The organism is Geoalkalibacter ferrihydriticus DSM 17813, assembly GCF_000820505.1.
GTDB classification, from domain to species: Bacteria; Desulfobacterota; Desulfuromonadia; order Desulfuromonadales; family Geoalkalibacteraceae; genus Geoalkalibacter; species Geoalkalibacter ferrihydriticus.
This window is the reverse complement of sequence record NZ_JWJD01000001.1, coordinates 1,206,696-1,222,869: the sequence shown is the minus strand read 5'-3', so window position 1 is coordinate 1,222,869 and position 16,174 is coordinate 1,206,696. Positions and strand designations below refer to the sequence as shown.

The following is a 16,174-nucleotide window of genomic DNA, read 5'->3' as shown; positions in this document are numbered from 1 at the left end:
GGCAAATGCTTGAACCGCAGGTGAGTTTTTGCCGCGCGCGATGCCGCCGTACCCTGCGGTGCATGCTGAACAGTTAACCTGGATCCGTGAGATCTGGGCGGCAAAAGAGTGTAAGTGCTTGGCCTGAATAAGTGTTTCAAAAAATCTGAGGTGCACCCATAGGTTCATCGGCGATTTTTTGAATGCTTAGGCAGGTCAATGACTTGCGCTCTTGCCCGTTCGGATCTCACGGATCCAGGGTNAATCTGAGGTGCACCCATAGGTTCATCGGCGATTTTTTGAATGCTTAGGCAGGTCAATGACTTGCGCTCTTGCCCGTTCGGATCTCACGGATCCAGGGTTAACTAAGGCCTTCGGATCTTACCGGTCTGCGCAGCAGATCTCCGGCTTGAGCGCCCGCCGGCAGATTCAGACGCACGAGCCGATTGGGTTGACCAGCGGGGAGGATTTCACCCTCCAGAGATTGGATCTCGCCGACCTGAAACACCTCGGTGCGCATATTGGGACCGATGACTTCCAAATTTTCGCCCGGCAGAAAACGGTTGCGCCCCTGCACGGCCAAAGCGCCCTGCTCTTGGCGCACCACACCAACAAAATCAGACGCCCTGATGTAGGTGGAATCCGCATCGTGCACACCTGCGTCCACGCCACCCAGCAGAAACCCGGTTCCATAAGGGCGGTGACTGACCTTATCCAGTTCAGCCCGCCACCGAGGGTCTGGGCGATAGCCCGCGGGATCGGCCAGATAATGGTCGAGGGCGGCGCGATAAACGCGCGTCACCGCAGCAACGTAATAAACGCTTTTCATGCGCCCTTCGATCTTGAGGCTGTCGACACCTGCATCCACCAGTGCCGGCAGATGCTCCACCAGGCACAGGTCGCGACTGTTGAAAAGGTAGGTACCCCGCTCATCCTCTTCGATGGGAAAAAACTCGCCGGGGCGGGTTTCTTCCATCAAGGCGTAGCGCCAGCGGCAAGGGTGTGCGCAGAGTCCGCGGTTGGCTTCGCGACCGGTGAGCGCCGCCGAAAGCAGGCAGCGTCCCGACCAGGCCACGCACATGGCGCCATGCACGAACACCTCGAGATCACAAGCGGTTTGCCCGCGGATCAGCCGGATGTCATCCAAAGACAGCTCCCGCGCCAGATTGACGCGGCCGATACCGGCTGCCGCCCAGAAGTTAGCACCCTGAGCACTCGTAGTATTGGCCTGGGTGGAGAGGTGCAGCGCGCGTTTCGGATCGACCCTGCGCACGGCCGCCACGACGCCGGGATCGCCGACAATGTAGGCATCAAGATCCAAGGGCCGCAGCTCTTCGAGCAGGGCTTCAAAATCGGGAAATTCGGCTGGGCGCAGCCAGGCGTTAAGAGTCAGGTAGATCTTCTTGCCCTGGGATCGGCACAGATCGCGTGCCGTACGCAATGCATCAGGGTCGAAATTGCCGGCCAGGGCGCGCAGGCCGAAACGCGCAGTGCCCAGATAGACCGCATCAGCGCCGAAACGCAGAGCGGTTTGGAGTTTTTCCAGATCACCAGCCGGCGCCAACAGTTCAGGTTTTTGCATGTAAAATTCTCCGTTCAGGGAAATATGCGGCATCATAACAGAATTGGGGCGGAGCTGACGAGAACCCTGAAAGTGAAGTGCGACTTGTTGGGCAGGCAGGCCGACGGCAGGATTTGGAAGCTAACGCGCGACTTGACAAGGGTGAAAAAACCCTATAATTTTTAGAGAAATTTTCATTTTAAAAATCTTTTACTTTGTTTCAGGGAGCTTTCTGTGCCGAACATATTTCTGGCAGGCTTTGTCCTGATTCTGGTAGCGGCCATGAGTGGCTGTGCGGTTCCCGGCCCACAGTCACCCACCGCCCTGTCCCCGCAGGATCTTTCTCGCATCGAACAGCGTCAGCAGCAATTTGACGCCCAGCTTTCCGCGCTACGCAGCGAGTTTGCGGATCTGCAATCCCAGGTCCACTCTCAGCAAGCTCAACTTCAAGCCCTGCGAGACCGGCCAGGAACAGAAATGGACACCCACGCCGGTCAAATCACCGCGCGGACCCAGCCATTAACCCCGCCGCTGCCGCCCAGAGCGCCAAGTCCGGCACCCTCATCGGCCACCGACACCTATCTGCGCGCTTTTTCCGATTATGCTTCAGGCCGCTATTCACAGGCGATTGCAGGCTTTGAACGTTTCCTCGAAAGCTTTCCCGATAATGAATATGCAGCCAACGCGCAATTTTGGATCGGAGAATGCTATTACCAACAGCAGCAATACGAACAAGCAGCCGTCGAATTTCTGACCATGGCTGAGAACCACTCTCAGTCAGGGCGAACTCCCGACGCTTTATACAAGGCAGCTTCAGCGTACCAGAAGCTCGGGCGTGACAATCAAGCGCGCCAGATTCTCGATCTGCTGCGCCAGCGCTATCCGCGCAGCGCGGCCGCCCAGAAAGACCTGGAACTCTGAACCTCTAAAAGCACCGAGGGGACATCATGGCTCTCAAGAAAGCCCTGGTTCTTGCAGTTCTGCTGCTGACCGCCGGCATGGCCACAGCCGCGGAAGAATCGCGAATTTATGTCATCAAAAAAGGTGATACCCTCTGGGGGATATCCGAACGCTTCATCAAAGATCCCTTCTACTGGCCGAACCTGTGGGCGACCAATCCCTATATCCGCAACCCGCATTTCATCTATCCGGGACAAAAGCTGCGGATTTTTCCAGATCGCATTGAGTTTGTCACCGCCGAGACGGAACCGGCACAAATTGTCGAACCCGCGCCCGAGGTCGAGGCGCCACCAGTGGTGCGCGAAAGCATCACCGTTAAAGCCTTCGGCGGGGATGGCTATATCGATTCCCTGGTCAGCAGCGTCGGCACTCTGGTCGATGCCACCGACAACCGCATCATGATGGGGACCGGTGATCGGGTCTTTGTTGAACTGACCGACCCGGGCCGCGTCGCGCCTGGAGACCGCTTTACGCTTTTTCATCTGGGCGAGCGGGTTCGCCACCCGCAAACGAATGAGTACATCGGCTACCTGGTCAGTGATCTTGGCACTATTCAGATCAGCGAAATTCATCCCCAAGTCGCTTCGGCACAGATTATCGAGGCCCACCGTGAAATTTTGCGCGGCGCCTTGTTGCGTCCCTACCAGCCGCCGCGCCGCGAGGTGGAACTCAAAGAAGCCGTTGCGCCCCTGGCCGGCACCCTCATCGGAAGCACCGAGAAAAACCTGGCCTTGGGACAAAACATGGTGGCCTATATTGACCTCGGGTCGGAGGACGGCCTTGAAGCCGGCAATCTGATGATCATATCCCGGCCGCGCAAGGCAACGGAAATCGCCCGTCAGAACCGTGGCCCCTGGGCGGAGTCTCTGGAATTGCCCGAAATTGTCCTCGGCGCAGGCGTGGTTATCGAAACGCGTTCTCGCACAGCTTCGCTGCTCATTGTCAAAAGCGTCGACGCCATCAACCGCGGTGACCGCGTTCATGCGGAGATGCGCTGACAGCGATCTCCGGCGGCTGAGAGGTTCACGCAAAAAAGACGGTCTTTCGACCGTCTTTTTTGCGTGAACCTTTTAAATTTTCCAATTTTTCGCCTGGACAATCCAAGTTATGAGCAATGATCAGCACCCTTTTCAATCCCTGACTCCGAATTTCATTATGGACGCGGTGGAGAGCCGCGGATTTCGCTGCGATTGCCGCACCCTGACGCTCAACAGTTATGAAAACCGCGTTTATCAGATCGGCATCGAGGAGAGCGAACCCCTCATCGCCAAATTTTACCGGCCCGGCCGCTGGAGCGATGCGCAGATCATCGAGGAGCATGAATTCTGCCTGGAACTGTGCGACCATGAGTTGCCCGTGGTGGCCCCTCTGGTCGATTCCGGCGGAGCCACCCTTTTTCATTATGGCGGATTTCGATTCGCGCTCTATCCGCGTCGAGGCGGGCATGCGCCCGAATTCGACCACGGCGACAACCTGCTGATCATGGGCCGACTTCTGGGGCGTCTGCACCGCATCGGCGCGACCCGCCCTTTTGTGCACCGTCCGCGCCTGGACCTGGACACCTTTGGTCGCGCAAGCGTTGAGGTCATCAGCGAGAACTTCATCCCTCCCGACTATCGGGACAATTACCTCGCCCTCACCACCGACCTGCTGCAAAGCCTCGACGAGATCCTGGACGCAGCCGCTCCCCGCTATATCCGCGTTCACGGCGACTGCCACGCCGGCAACATTCTCTGGCGCGACGCCGCTCCTCATCTGGTGGATCTTGATGATGCGCGCATGGCGCCGGCAGTTCAGGATATCTGGATGATGCTTTCCGGAAAGCGCTCGCGACAAAATGCCCAGCTTGCCGAAATCATCGAAGGCTACAACGAATTTTTCGATTTTTCACCTGGGGAATTGCGTCTAATCGAAGTGTTGCGCAGCCTGCGCATGCTGCATTTCAGCGCCTGGCTCGCCCGCCGATGGGATGACCCCACATTCCCGCACCATTTTTCCTGGTTCAACACCCCGCGCTACTGGGGAGAACACATCCTGGAACTGCGTGAGCAGATCGCGGCCCTACGGGAACCGCCCCTGCAACTGGTCTGATAATTTTCCAGGCGTTCACCGCTCTTTCATCCCATTTTAGCGCTTGCTTTTAAAAGACCCGCATGATAGTCTTGCACCACTAAGCAAGTGTGTGTCGATGTTTCCTGTCAAACCCTGCATCCGCAGGTCCGAAAAGGGTGAAACACACAAACCATGGTGGATTGTGTGTTTTTTGCTTTTTATGGACTGGCAATGTCGCCACAACGCAAATTTTCCATCGGAACAAAAGGAGCAACAGAAAATGGCTGAAGGTACAGTAAAGTGGTTTAACGACGCCAAGGGTTTTGGATTCATCGAGCAGGACAATGGACCGGACGTATTCGTTCATTTCTCCGCTATTGACGGGTCGGGTTTCAAATCCCTGGTTGAGGGAGACCGCGTGTCCTTTGAGGTGGTTCAGGGCCAAAAAGGTCCTCAATCCGCCAACGTGCGCAAAATCTAAGCGAAAGCATCGATCCTTGCCAAAACCAGAAAGCCTCGCGGGTAACCGCGGGGCTTTTTTTATGATTGCCGCGCCTGGCGGCAATTACGTATTTTTTTTCGCGAACAGATGACGCAAGAGTGTTTGCACTCAGCCCTAAAATCGGTTAGATTTTATGGATTTTACCAACCAGGAAAGGACGACGCTATGGGAAAAGTATTGATTATCGGTGCGGGCGGCGTCAGCCAGGTAACGACCTGGAAATGCGCCATGCTGCCCGAAGTTTTTGAGGAAATTTGTCTGGCCAGCCGCACCAAGGCCAAATGCGACAAAATCGCCCAGATGCTGCCGCGCCCTATTCGCACCGCTCAACTCGATGCGGACAACGTCGAGGAAACGGTAGCCCTCATCAAGGATTTTAAACCTGACCTGGTGGTTAATCTGGCCCTGCCCTATCAGGATCTCAGCATCATGGATGCCTGCCTGGCCACCGGCGTCGATTATCTGGATACGGCCAATTATGAACCGCCGGATACGGCCAAGTTCGAATACAGCTGGCAGTGGGCCTACCATGACCGTTTCAAGGACAAAGGCATCATGGCCCTGCTGGGCAGCGGCTTCGATCCCGGTGTGACCAGCGTCATGACCATGCATGCCCTCAAGCATCATTTCGATGAAATCCACACCATCGACATCATTGACTGCAATGCCGGAAGCCACGGAATGCCCTTTGCCACCAACTTCAACCCGGAAATCAACATCCGCGAAGTGACCGCCAAGGGACGCTACTGGGAAAACGGCCAATGGGTCGAAACTGAACCGCTCTCCGTTAAGCGGGAATTTGAATTACCCGAAAACCTCGGGACCATGAACATCTATCTGATGTATCATGAGGAGCTTGAATCCTTGGCCAAGTTCGTTCCGGGACTCAAGCGCGCGCGCTTCTGGATGAGCTTCTCCGATAATTACCTCAAGCATCTCGAAGTCCTGCAGAATGTCGGGATGACAGGTATCGAGCCGGTCAATTTCAACGGCCAGGAAATCATCCCTTTGCAGTTTCTCAAGGCGCTACTCCCCGATCCGGCCTCTCTGGGCCCGCTGACCAAAGGCCACACCTGCATCGGCGTCATGGTCGAGGGCGTCAAGGATGGCAAAGCGCGAAAATATTACATCTACAATATCTGCGATCATGAGGCCTGCTATGCCGAGGTCAAATCCCAAGCCATTTCCTACACGACCGGGGTGCCGGCCATGATCGGCGCGAAAATGCTGCTGACCGGGGTGTGGCGCGGTCAGGGGGTATTCAACATCGAACAGTTCGATCCCGATCCCTTCATGGACGACCTGAACCGCTTCGGCCTGCCCTGGAAAGAGGAGTTCATGGAAGGCTTTGACGACTGATCTTCTCTGATGGAAACCACAAACCCCGGAACCCAGGTTCCGGGGTTCTTGCTTTGACACCGCCTTCCCCGCGAGGAACCATGGACCAAGTCTGCTCAAAAAAAACCGATCTGAGCGCCGTCAGAACTCCCGCATTTGTTGTTTTTGAAGAAGCCCTGGAGCACAATCTGGCCATTCTGCAGAAGGTCATGGACCAGAGCGAAGCACACATCCTGCTGGCCCTCAAAGCATTTGCCATGCACCATTGTTTCCCCTTGCTGCGGCAAACTCTCAAAGGCACCTGCGCCAGCGGTCCTCATGAGGCGCGCCTTGGACGGGAATTTTTCGGTGGCGAGGTTCACGGATTTGCCGCAGGCTACAGCGAGGAAGATATTCGCGAGATGGCGCCGGTGTGCGACCATCTGGTGTTTAATTCAATTGGTCAGTGGCGCCGCTTTGGAGGCCTGGCCCGCACACTGAATTCCAAGCTTGACTTCGGCTTGCGCTGCAACCCTGAGCACGTGGAAACGGAAGTGGCCATCTATGACCCCTGCGGCCCCGGTTCGCGCCTGGGCATCATTGCAGATGAGCTCGACGAAACGGCGCTGGATGGCATCAGCGGCCTGCACTTCCACACCCTGTGCCAAATGGGGGCCGACGCCTTGGAACGCACCTTGACGGCGTTTGAGGATAAATTTGGCCGGTACCTGGAGCGCATGTCCTGGGTCAACTTCGGCGGTGGCCACCACATCTCGCGCCCCGACTACGATGTGGCGCACCTGATCCGCATCATCAAGGGTTTCAAGGCGCGCTACCCGCATTTGAGCGTCTATCTCGAACCCGGCGAAGCGGTAGCCCTGAATGCCGGGGCATTTGTTGCAAGTGTGCTCGACATCACTCGCAACCACGACGTCACCAACGTCATCCTCGACACCTCGGCCACTTGCCATATGCCCGATGTGCTGGAAATGCCCTACCGCCCGAACATCATCGGCGCCGCAAACCCAAGAGAAAAAGCCCACACCTATCGTTTGGGCGGGATCAGCTGCCTGGCAGGTGATGTGATCGGCGAGTATTCCTTCGATCGGCCCCTGCAGGTCGGTGATCGCCTGATCTTCCTCGACATGGCCATTTACTCCATGGTCAAAACCAATACCTTCAACGGTGTCAAGCTGCCCTCCATTTATTATGCCCGCAAAGATGACGGCATCGAACTGGTCAGAAAGTTCGGCTACGAGGACTTCAAAAACCGTCTGTCCTAAACTCCCCAAAAAAAAAGAGGCGGAAATGCACCAAGCACTCCGCCTCTTTTTCTAATCTATCCGGAAGATCCTAAAATTTAACCCTGGTCTGTGCCGCGGCCATTTCGACGCTGGTCACCGGCGGCAGGGAATCACCGGTACGCTCGTGGATTTCATCCAGGGTGGCCTGGGTGAAGGAGCGGTACATCAGACGCGTATTGACCGTGTACTCACCCTTGCCGGGCAATTTGATGCTGTAGGTTTCGCTGTCCTTGCCCTTGGCCGGGATGCGGCGATCATAACCGATGGCGTGCGCGCGCCAGCTCTTGCCGGTCAGATTGCCCTCGGCGTCGAGGAACAGCAGACGGAAGAAAACCGCATCGGGATCGACATTGTTCTTGTCATCGATGTGCCCCGAGCTGTAAACCACCTTGCCGTTGCCGTCCATAACTTCCACTTGCAGCCACAGTTTGCGGATGTAGGTCGTCCCGGTGGGAATCTTATGCCCGGCGCCCACATTATGCACATCGACGGTCAACTCAAGGGTGCCGTCATCGGCGACCTTTTCGGAGAGCTTGACCTCAGCGGCGGCGCGCAGGAATTCGCGAGCCATTTCAGCTTGTTTTTCGTTGCCCAAGGCATCCTGAATATAGGAGCTGCCGCCGGTGAACGTGTGGAAAGCAATGTTGTCACGCTGTGCGCCCATGCCGGCGGAACGTCCGGGGTTCTGACCGACTCCGGGGGTCGGGGTCATGTGGCAATTCTGGCAGGTGATGTTCTGCTTGCCGTATTCGTTGTTCTTCCAGTCCTCCCAGGTGTCGATGATGTGTACGCCTGTGATGGGATGGATAACCATGTGGCAGGACCCGCAGAAATCGGCCTTGGTGTGGATCTCTGAGAAAGCCACCTCGTGATAGAGGGATTCGCCGTCACCGCGCGGTCCGCGCTTGGTGTTGCCCGGCTCGGAGATGTGACCCATATTGGCCATCTCCGCCACGCCGGTAACTGTGTGGCAGAAATCGCAGGAAATGCCCCGGCGCGACGTCGCGTCGAACTTGCTGCCGTCGGCGGGCGGCAGCAGGCCGGTGCGCGCGGCGATGGGCGCGTGGCAGGGACCGCATAGCATTTCGGTGAGACCGTCGGTTTCTTCATTAGCCATCATGTAATCGGGCTGATACCATTTGTTTTCCCAGGCATTGGCATGCATGGAGTGCGCCCACTGCTCATAGATGTCGCTGTGACAACCCGCGCACACCTGCGGATTCTCAAAAGAACCCGGCTCGAAAATCTGGTCTTTCCCCGATTTTTCCGCGACGGCCTCAGCCACTTTCTCAGCCTCCGCTGGGGCCGTGTGACTTGAGGCGTTGGACCAACCGCACCCCGCAAACAACATAAAGGGCAGTGCTGCCATAACAGAGAGAACAAAACGTTTCATGGTACCTCCTCTGGGCGGGAATTTAATGAAACAACCGAATAGGAGTAAATTTACCCGAACCCGGCCCTTTGTCAATATATTCATCCGTTTTTTCCGACAATGCCACAGGACTAATGGGACAAACATACCACTCCTCAATTGATGGGGGTCGCGTTCGCAGACCGACTGGCTTCGGGATATTCGGCAGGTTTGTCAGGATGAGGGAAAGGCTCAGGTGCGGGGGAAAACCACCAGATGGCGCACATCGGAGCGGATGCCGATGCGCTCGCCGATGACGTGATTGCAGTGGCTGGGAACCTGAGCCTGCACCAGATCTCCGCTTGAAAGGCGCAGGGTGTAAAGAATGCTGGCTCCACGGAAATTACGCCGCACGACCTCGGCCTTGACCGGCCAGTCATCGTCATGCACCAAGTCTTCGGGTCGCACCAGAACACTCACCGCGGCCCCCCCGCCAAAGTCTTCTTTGAAATCGCCCTTTAAAACACCAAGGCCCGTCTCCACCTCACCCCGCGCGCGCACCACCCCCGGCAGCAGCACACCCTCGCCGACAAAACGCGCGACAAAGGTATCCGCAGGTTGGTGGTATAATTCATGGGCACCGGCCCATTGCAGCATGCGCCCCGCGGACATCACCCCGATCTCATCGGCCACAGCAAAGGCTTCTTGCTGATTATGCGTAACAAACAGCGCGGTGGCGCCGTAGGCCTTGAGGATATCGCGGACTTCCAGGGAAAGGCGCTCACGCAGAGTCACATCGAGATTGGAAAAGGGTTCATCAAGGAGCAGCAGATCGGGGCGCGGAGCCAGTGCCCGAGCAAGCGCCACGCGCTGCTGCTGACCACCGGAAATTTCGTGGGGATACTTGTGCTGCTCCTGCTTAAGCCCGACCAGTTCAAGCAACTCATGGACACGCACGATCTTTTCCGCGCGGCTGAGACCGCGCAGTCCGAAGGCTACATTGTCGAAAATCCTCAGGTGAGGAAAGAGGGCGTAGTCTTGAAAAACCATGCCGATGCCGCGTTTGGCGGGCGGCAGGGTGAGCGAGGGACTGCTCACGATGCGGCCGTTGAGGCGAATATCCCCGGTCAGCACACTTTCAAATCCCGAAATGGTGCGCAGCACCGTGGTCTTGCCACAACCGCTGGCGCCGAGCAGACAACCGATGCGGCCCTTTTCCAAACGCAGAAAAAGATTGTCGACCACCAGTTGGCTGCCGTAGGCCTGGCTGATACCGTTGAGTTCGAGAACAGTCTGGCTCATATCAAATGAATTCCTGGGTCAGATTATTTTTCTGAATGGCGCATGAAGAGAATGATGGGAATGAGCCCGGCCGCCACCAAAGCGACTGCGGGCACGGCCGCGCGCTCCCACTCGCCCTCGGCCGTCAGCTCGAAAATTTTCACCGCAAGAGTCTCCCAGCCGAAGGGGCGGGTCATAAGGGTAATGGGCATTTCCTTCATGACATCGACGAAAACGATGGTCGCCGCGGTGAGCAAGCCACCGCGCAGAATGGGAAAATGAATGCGTGCCAAAAGCGCCGGCCCACGTAAACCCGAAAGGCGCGCCGCTTCGTCGATGCTGGGCGTGACCCGATTCATGGCGCCCTCCACCGGCTTAAATCCGGGAGCGAGAAAGCGCACCAGGTAAGCCAGCAGCATGATGACAACCGTCCCTTGCAGCAAGGGGCGCAAGTGCCACCCGAAAAAGCTCTCGCCAAGGGCGATGAGGATATTGTCCACCGCTGCCAGAGGTATAAATATCCCCACCGCCAGCACCGCACCAGGCAAAGCATAGCCGAGATTAGCCACCCGCACCAGGCCACGAGTGAGGGGATCAGTATGGCGGCGAGCGGCATAGGAAAGCACCAGGGCAGTTAGGCAAATCAACACTGCCGCACTCAAACCCAGGCCGATCGATCGGCCGAGCAGGGAAAAATAGCGAACGTTGAACTCCTCGGCATAAGAGGCCAGCGTCCACAGGCTCAGCTGCACCACGGGAAGACCGAAAGCAATCAGCAGGACTCCCCCGGCAAAACAGCTCGCCCCCCAAGCCCGCCAGCCTTTAAGGGGCAGGCGTGTGGCGTGTGCCGAAGAACGCGCCGTGGAAAAGCGCCGTCGGGCGCGTAGACGCTGTTCAACAACAATCAGAATGAACACCAGGAGCACCAGCAGCGAAGCAAGCTGGGCTGCGGTAGTCAGGGAAAAAAAGCCGAACCAGGCTTTGTAGATGGCAGTGGTGAAGGTTTCGTAGTTGAAAATGGATACGGCGCCAAAGTCGGCCAGGGCTTCCATCAATGCCAGCAGCATGCCGCCGGCGATCCAGGGGCGCGCCATGGGCAGGGCGACCCGGAAAAACCCCTCCCGCGGGCCGCAGCCCAGGGACTCGGCGGCTTCCATGGCCCGCCGTCCCTGGGTTTGGAATGCGTTTTTGGCCAGCAGATAGACGTAAGGGTAGAGCGCCAGGGACATAACAATGATTACCCCGGGCGTTGAGCGGATCGCCGGAAACCAGGCGTCGCGCCCAAACCATTCGCGCCACAGAGTCTGCACCGGCCCGGCAAAATCGAGCAGCCCGACAAAGACAAAGGCCAGCACGTAGGTGGGCATGGCCAGGGGCAGCAGCAGCGCCCAGGAAAAAAAACGTCGCCCGGGAAACTCACAGGTGGCGGTAAACCAGGCCAGACTTACACCCAGCAGCAGGGTCAAACTGCCGACACCCAGCACCAGCCAGAGACTGTTGAGCAGCAAACGGGCCAACAGGGTCTGGCGCAGGTGCTGCCAGATTTCAGGCGCCGGCGTCAGCCACGATAGGCAGACCACGGCCAGGGAAATAACCACCAACAAAGCAACGGCCAGGGAAAACAGCCGCCAGCCATCCCAATAGCGTAGCTGAAAAGGCCCGGGCCGGGCGTCCTTGATGAGCGCCCGGCTCGGGCCGGCGGTCGTATGCGAAGATGTATTTTCCGACACCTTGGATCTTTTACCTTTCCACAACCCTAACGATAACCGGCACGGTCCATGAGCATGATAGCCTGGGTCTGGAGTTCGCCGGCACGGGACACATTGATCGGATTCTGCTTAAAAGGGCCCCAGGCAGCCACGTCCGGATGGGAGGTTACCTGCGGATTGACCGGATATTCCATATTGGCATCGGCGAAAAGATTCTGCGCCGCTTCGGATGAGAGCCACTCAAGAAGTTTGATTGCGCCTTCCGCATTGCGGGCATGGCGGGTGACGCCGGCCCCGGAAACATTGACGTGCACGCCGCTGCCGTCCTGGTCGGCCCAGAACAGTGCCACCGGCAGATCAGGCTTGCTTTTGAGCAGCCGACCGAGATAGTAGGTGTTGACGATGCCGACATCGCCCTGACCCGCGGCGATGGCTTCCATCACTGCGTTATCATTGGCAAAGGGCGGGGCCGCCAGGTTATCCACCCAGGAACGTACGATTCGCTCGGTTTCTTCTACGCCGCGCTCGGCGATGAGCATGGCGACCAGCGACTGATTGTATACTTTCTGCGAGGTGCGCAGCAAGAGACGATCTTTCCACTGGGGCTCACCGAGTGCCGCATAGGTGGAAAGCTCCTCCGGATTGACGCGCTCAGGGCTGTAGACGATGGTGCGCGCCCGCAGGGACAGGCCAAACCACTGGTTTTGCGGATCACGCAGATGCTCGGGCACGTTGGCCGCCAAAACAGCCGAATCAACTGGCTGCAACAAGCCTTCCTCGGCCGCATGCCAGAGGTTGCCGGCATCAACGGTCACCAGCAAATCTGCGCGGGTGTTGCGTCCCTCCGCCTTGAGGCGCTGCAGAAGGGGGCCTTCTTTGTCCGTGAGGAAACTGACCTTGACTCCCGTTTCCTGGGTATAGGCTTCGAAAAGCGGGCGAATGAGATGCTCGTTGCGCGCCGAATAAACGACGACTTCCTGCGCCTGGGCGAGAGACGTCCAAGGCAAGGCAAACAGAGCCAGCAAAAGAAAGGATAGAGCAAAACGAAACTTGGTCACTGATCGATTCCTCCCCAAAATAGGTTGCTTGAGATTTTGATTTGCGTTTTCAATGGTCGCTTATTCCTATGGTTGAAGTCAAGATTTTTTTTCCGTGTGATATTACTCGACGACGGAAGCGCCTGAAGGAATTGGGAGGGTGGCTTTGGCGGGCGAGCGGCGATTGGTGCGCGAGATACCACGAAAGCAGTGAGCCAGATGGCGGACCGGTATTTTCTCTCCCAACAGGTTGCCCAGTACTGTTGCAAGGATGGACAGGGGCAGCGCAACCACCAGGGGGTCGACCACCACCCACAGAGTATCGGCGGCCAGGGAATCGACACCGAAAAGCGCCTTGCACAGCATGAGCGATTTGGATTCCTTGATATGCACGAAAAAGATCCAGAACAAACTGCTCAGGGTACCGGCGGCAAACCCCGCCCAGGCGCCGGCGCGGGTCATGCCGCGAAAATAAATGGCGCCGAAATACATGGGCAGAAAAGCCGCCGCGCAGATGCCGAAGAAGATGGCCGTGCCGTGGGCGATGATGGCGGTTCCCCCTTCGAAGAACACCGGCAGCGCCGAGGCCACAAGGTAGCTCAGAACAATGGCGGAAAACACCCCAGCCTTGTTGATCCGCAGGGAGTTGCCTTTGCGGCCCAACGCACCCTCATAAAGATCGCGACCAAGAGACGTGCCCATGGTATGAAACTGCGAACTCAGGGTACTCATGGCCGCTGAGATCATGGTCACCATAAAGATGGCGGCGAACCACTGTGGCATGGCCTGACTAATGTAAAGAGGAATGATGGCGTCAACCTGGGTGCCCGCCGCGAGCAGGGCGATCTGCCCCTGGGTCGCTGGATTTTCGTAATAAAAAAAGACGTTGGCCAGAGGGCCGACGACGAAAGCCACGCCCACCGCCACCAGGATAAACACCCCGCCGATGAGCACCGCGCGGTTGAGTTCGCGATCGCTTTTAACCGTCATGAAACGCACGACCAACTGCGGCTGGGCCAACACGCCGATGCCGACGCCGAGGATGATGGTGGTCACCACGACCAGCCAGTATTCGGAAAGAAAGGCGGGAAAGGATGTCCAACCCGTGTGGCCCTTGGCACCGAACATGGAAACGGCAATATCCTTCATTCCCGTAAGGCGCTCGTGGGCGGCCGTCACCCCGCCGAGGCGGTAATAGGTAAAGACCAGCAGGGTAACCATCCCCGCGAACATGATGCTGCCCTGGAAGGCGTCGGTGTACATGACGCCCTTCAGCCCGCCCATGATGACATAGACTGCAACAATCAGGGTCAACACCAGCAGCGCGGCCTGATAATCGACTTGCAGAACCTGGGAAATGAATTTTCCGCCACCCATGAGCACCACAGCGGCATAGAGGGGCATGGTGGCAAAAATCAGCAATCCCACCGCGCCCTGCAAGCCTCGCGATTGGAAGCGCAGGCCGATGAATTCGGGGAAGGTGTGCGCATTGAGATTGGCTCCCATGAGGCGCGTCCGGCGGCCGAAAAATACGAAAGCGACAAAAATGCCGATGAAGATGGTAAGAAAGGTCAGCCACAGAAGGCCCATGCCGAACACCGCCGCCGCTCCGCCGAAACCGATGATGGCCGAAGTACTGACAAAGGTGGCGCCATAAGACATGGCCATGACAAAAGGATGGCTGCTGCGTCCGGCGACCAGGTAGTCCGCGCCGGTATGCGTTTCGCGATAAGCCTTGAAAGCCAACCCGGTCAGAATGAGCAGATACCCAGCGACAACGATACCAAGCAGAACAGGGCTCATGGACTTAGAACTTCCGGGTCGGGCGGCGGCGACGGCGCGCCTCGTCCGGGCAGTAACCACGATTCCAGTTGAGGACGCCGTAAACCACGCAGGCAAGGGTACTCAGAATACACAGAGCAAAGCCCAGGGGGACGGCTACACCTTCAAGTCCAAACATGAAAATTCTCCAGTGAGGCAAAAAAGCCAAATGATTTTTTTTATCCGCCCGCACATCCGAGCATTGATTTCCTGACGGTTTTACACGAAAATCAATCATCGATCCAATTGAACTTTTGAAAGACTGTGTTCGATTTTTTCGAACGGAGACCCGGCAGCATGGACCTCAATCAGCTCAAATCCTTTCTGACCATCGCCCGTGAACGCAACCTGACCCGCGCCGCCGACAAACTCCATCTCAGCCAGTCGGCCCTCTCCACCCAGCTCAAACAGCTCGAAGGTGAACTGGGCGTGAGCCTGTTCCGCCGCACCGCGCGCGGCATGGAGCTCAGCGAGTACGGCAGTGAACTGCTCGGCCTGGCCGAAGAGGTCCTCGACGCCGCACGCCGTCTGCGCCGGCGCGCCATGGAACTGCACCAGGGGGTGGGCGAATCTCTGAACATCGGGCTCAATGCGGCACCCGCCTTCCTGCGTGTCGGTGCCATCAACCGCCGCCTGTCTTTGCTGCACAGCGATCTCAACGTCATCTATCACACCAGCGAAACCCTGCGTACCGGCGAACTGCTGCGCCAAGGGCGGCTCGACCTTGCCTTTTTCTACGGCAACACCACCGATGCAGACATCCGCCATGTGCTGCTGTCGTGGGTGCGCATCTGCGTGGTTATTCCGCGCAGTCTGGCGCCGGATGGCGCCGGCCTACTCTGGGAAAACCTCGCCGCCCTGCCCTGGATCTGGGTGGCCAACGACAGCCCCTTGTATGCGGCTCTGCTCGATAAACTGGAAAGACTGCGCCTGCAACCCAATCAGACAGTCACGGCCGCCGATGAATTTATCGTGCGTGAACTGGTACGCGACGGTCAGGGCGTGGCAGTGATGCGCGAGGACGAAGCGCGGCCCCTGGCGGCGCAGGGTGAGGCGGTGATCTGGGATCAGGGATGGATGACCCTGCCCCTCAGCCTGGCCTGGCTGGAGAAAAACGACGCAAAGAAAAAAATCCGCGCCGCACGCGATGCCATCCGTCACATCTGGCAGAGCGAGGCGGAAAATGGTGAAACAACACCAATTCATTTGTAACGCGCCCCCATCCTTCGCATTGTACTTTCCCGCACGATTCCGCTATAATGCGCAGCGGATTTGCCAACAAGGGAAACTTTCTTTTTAT

General features: G+C 57.6%; 14 protein-coding genes. 7 read left to right on the top strand and 7 right to left on the bottom strand.

Annotation, left to right across the window (positions count from 1 at the left end):
- Nucleotides 1-340: 340 nt before the first annotated feature.
- Nucleotides 341-1,561 (bottom strand): peptidase U32 family protein, encoded by a 1,221-nt coding sequence (locus GFER_RS05535; RefSeq protein WP_040096787.1) that lies wholly within the window; start codon nt 1,559-1,561, stop codon nt 341-343.
- 213 nt (nt 1,562-1,774) lie between these two features.
- Here GFER_RS05535 and ybgF point away from each other — a divergent pair, with 213 nt between their 5' ends.
- The 6 genes from ybgF to nspC all read left to right on the top strand — a co-directional run bounded on the left by ybgF (nt 1,775) and on the right by nspC (nt 7,654).
- Nucleotides 1,775-2,461 carry a tol-pal system protein YbgF gene (gene ybgF, locus GFER_RS17530; RefSeq protein WP_052445989.1) on the top strand — a complete coding sequence of 229 codons (687 nt, stop codon included), beginning with the start codon at nt 1,775-1,777 and terminating at the stop codon, nt 2,459-2,461.
- Nucleotides 2,462-2,487: 26 nt separating this feature from the next.
- Complete coding sequence (locus GFER_RS05525) at nt 2,488-3,498, top strand: LysM peptidoglycan-binding domain-containing protein (RefSeq protein ID WP_040096785.1); 1,011 nt, start codon at nt 2,488-2,490, stop codon at nt 3,496-3,498.
- A 109-nt stretch (nt 3,499-3,607) separates the two neighbouring features.
- Nucleotides 3,608-4,591: a serine/threonine protein kinase gene (locus tag GFER_RS05520; protein ID WP_040096783.1), complete on the top strand. Its 984-nt coding sequence runs from the start codon at nt 3,608-3,610 to the stop codon at nt 4,589-4,591.
- Between the two features lie 241 nt (nt 4,592-4,832).
- Nucleotides 4,833-5,033: a cold-shock protein gene (locus GFER_RS05515; protein WP_040096781.1), complete on the top strand. Its 201-nt coding sequence runs from the start codon at nt 4,833-4,835 to the stop codon at nt 5,031-5,033.
- Nucleotides 5,034-5,219: 186 nt separating this feature from the next.
- Nucleotides 5,220-6,413, top strand: coding sequence for a saccharopine dehydrogenase family protein (locus GFER_RS05510; protein ID WP_040096778.1), 1,194 nt, complete (start codon nt 5,220-5,222; stop codon nt 6,411-6,413).
- Between the two features lie 80 nt (nt 6,414-6,493).
- Entirely contained in the window at nt 6,494-7,654 is a 1,161-nt protein-coding gene (gene nspC / locus GFER_RS05505) for a carboxynorspermidine decarboxylase (RefSeq protein ID WP_040096776.1), read from the top strand.
- A gap of 70 nt (nt 7,655-7,724) precedes the next feature.
- Here nspC and GFER_RS05500 read toward each other — a convergent pair whose 3' ends face one another.
- The 6 genes from GFER_RS05500 to GFER_RS19085 all read right to left on the bottom strand — a co-directional run bounded on the left by GFER_RS05500 (nt 7,725) and on the right by GFER_RS19085 (nt 15,013).
- Nucleotides 7,725-9,068, bottom strand: coding sequence for a multiheme c-type cytochrome (locus GFER_RS05500; RefSeq protein ID WP_040096774.1), 1,344 nt, complete (start codon nt 9,066-9,068; stop codon nt 7,725-7,727).
- A gap of 210 nt (nt 9,069-9,278) precedes the next feature.
- Nucleotides 9,279-10,328 (bottom strand): ABC transporter ATP-binding protein, encoded by a 1,050-nt coding sequence (locus tag GFER_RS05495; protein WP_040096772.1) that lies wholly within the window; start codon nt 10,326-10,328, stop codon nt 9,279-9,281.
- 23 nt (nt 10,329-10,351) lie between these two features.
- A complete protein-coding gene (locus GFER_RS05490; RefSeq protein ID WP_200889287.1) occupies nt 10,352-12,037 on the bottom strand; it encodes an ABC transporter permease in 1,686 nt (561 codons plus the stop codon).
- A gap of 26 nt (nt 12,038-12,063) precedes the next feature.
- Nucleotides 12,064-13,074: a Fe(3+) ABC transporter substrate-binding protein gene (locus tag GFER_RS05485; RefSeq protein WP_082047876.1), complete on the bottom strand. Its 1,011-nt coding sequence runs from the start codon at nt 13,072-13,074 to the stop codon at nt 12,064-12,066.
- A gap of 102 nt (nt 13,075-13,176) precedes the next feature.
- Nucleotides 13,177-14,856 (bottom strand): sodium:solute symporter family protein, encoded by a 1,680-nt coding sequence (locus GFER_RS05480; protein WP_082047874.1) that lies wholly within the window; start codon nt 14,854-14,856, stop codon nt 13,177-13,179.
- A gap of 4 nt (nt 14,857-14,860) precedes the next feature.
- Nucleotides 14,861-15,013, bottom strand: coding sequence for a symporter small accessory protein (locus GFER_RS19085; RefSeq protein ID WP_167334943.1), 153 nt, complete (start codon nt 15,011-15,013; stop codon nt 14,861-14,863).
- Nucleotides 15,014-15,171: 158 nt separating this feature from the next.
- Between GFER_RS19085 and GFER_RS05470 the strand changes: the two genes are divergently transcribed.
- Complete coding sequence (locus GFER_RS05470) at nt 15,172-16,086, top strand: LysR family transcriptional regulator (RefSeq protein WP_040096767.1); 915 nt, start codon at nt 15,172-15,174, stop codon at nt 16,084-16,086.
- The last annotated feature ends 88 nt before the right edge of the window (nt 16,087-16,174 follow it).

Bases quoted from the DNA above. Each gene is read 5' to 3' on its own strand.
- GFER_RS05495 (WP_040096772.1), bottom strand. From the start codon at position 10,328: ATGAGCCAGACTGTTCTCGAACTCAACGGTATCAGCCAGGCCTACGGC.
- GFER_RS05510 (WP_040096778.1), top strand. From the start codon at position 5,220: ATGGGAAAAGTATTGATTATCGGTGCGGGCGGCGTCAGCCAGGTAACG.
- GFER_RS05515 (WP_040096781.1), top strand. From the start codon at position 4,833: ATGGCTGAAGGTACAGTAAAGTGGTTTAACGACGCCAAGGGTTTTGGA.
- GFER_RS05535 (WP_040096787.1), bottom strand. From the start codon at position 1,561: ATGCAAAAACCTGAACTGTTGGCGCCGGCTGGTGATCTGGAAAAACTC.
- GFER_RS19085 (WP_167334943.1), bottom strand. From the start codon at position 15,013: ATGTTTGGACTTGAAGGTGTAGCCGTCCCCCTGGGCTTTGCTCTGTGT.
- GFER_RS05525 (WP_040096785.1), top strand. From the start codon at position 2,488: ATGGCTCTCAAGAAAGCCCTGGTTCTTGCAGTTCTGCTGCTGACCGCC.
- GFER_RS05470 (WP_040096767.1), top strand. From the start codon at position 15,172: ATGGACCTCAATCAGCTCAAATCCTTTCTGACCATCGCCCGTGAACGC.
- GFER_RS05480 (WP_082047874.1), bottom strand. From the start codon at position 14,856: ATGAGCCCTGTTCTGCTTGGTATCGTTGTCGCTGGGTATCTGCTCATT.
- GFER_RS05500 (WP_040096774.1), bottom strand. From the start codon at position 9,068: ATGAAACGTTTTGTTCTCTCTGTTATGGCAGCACTGCCCTTTATGTTG.
- nspC (WP_040096776.1), top strand. From the start codon at position 6,494: ATGGACCAAGTCTGCTCAAAAAAAACCGATCTGAGCGCCGTCAGAACT.
- GFER_RS05520 (WP_040096783.1), top strand. From the start codon at position 3,608: ATGAGCAATGATCAGCACCCTTTTCAATCCCTGACTCCGAATTTCATT.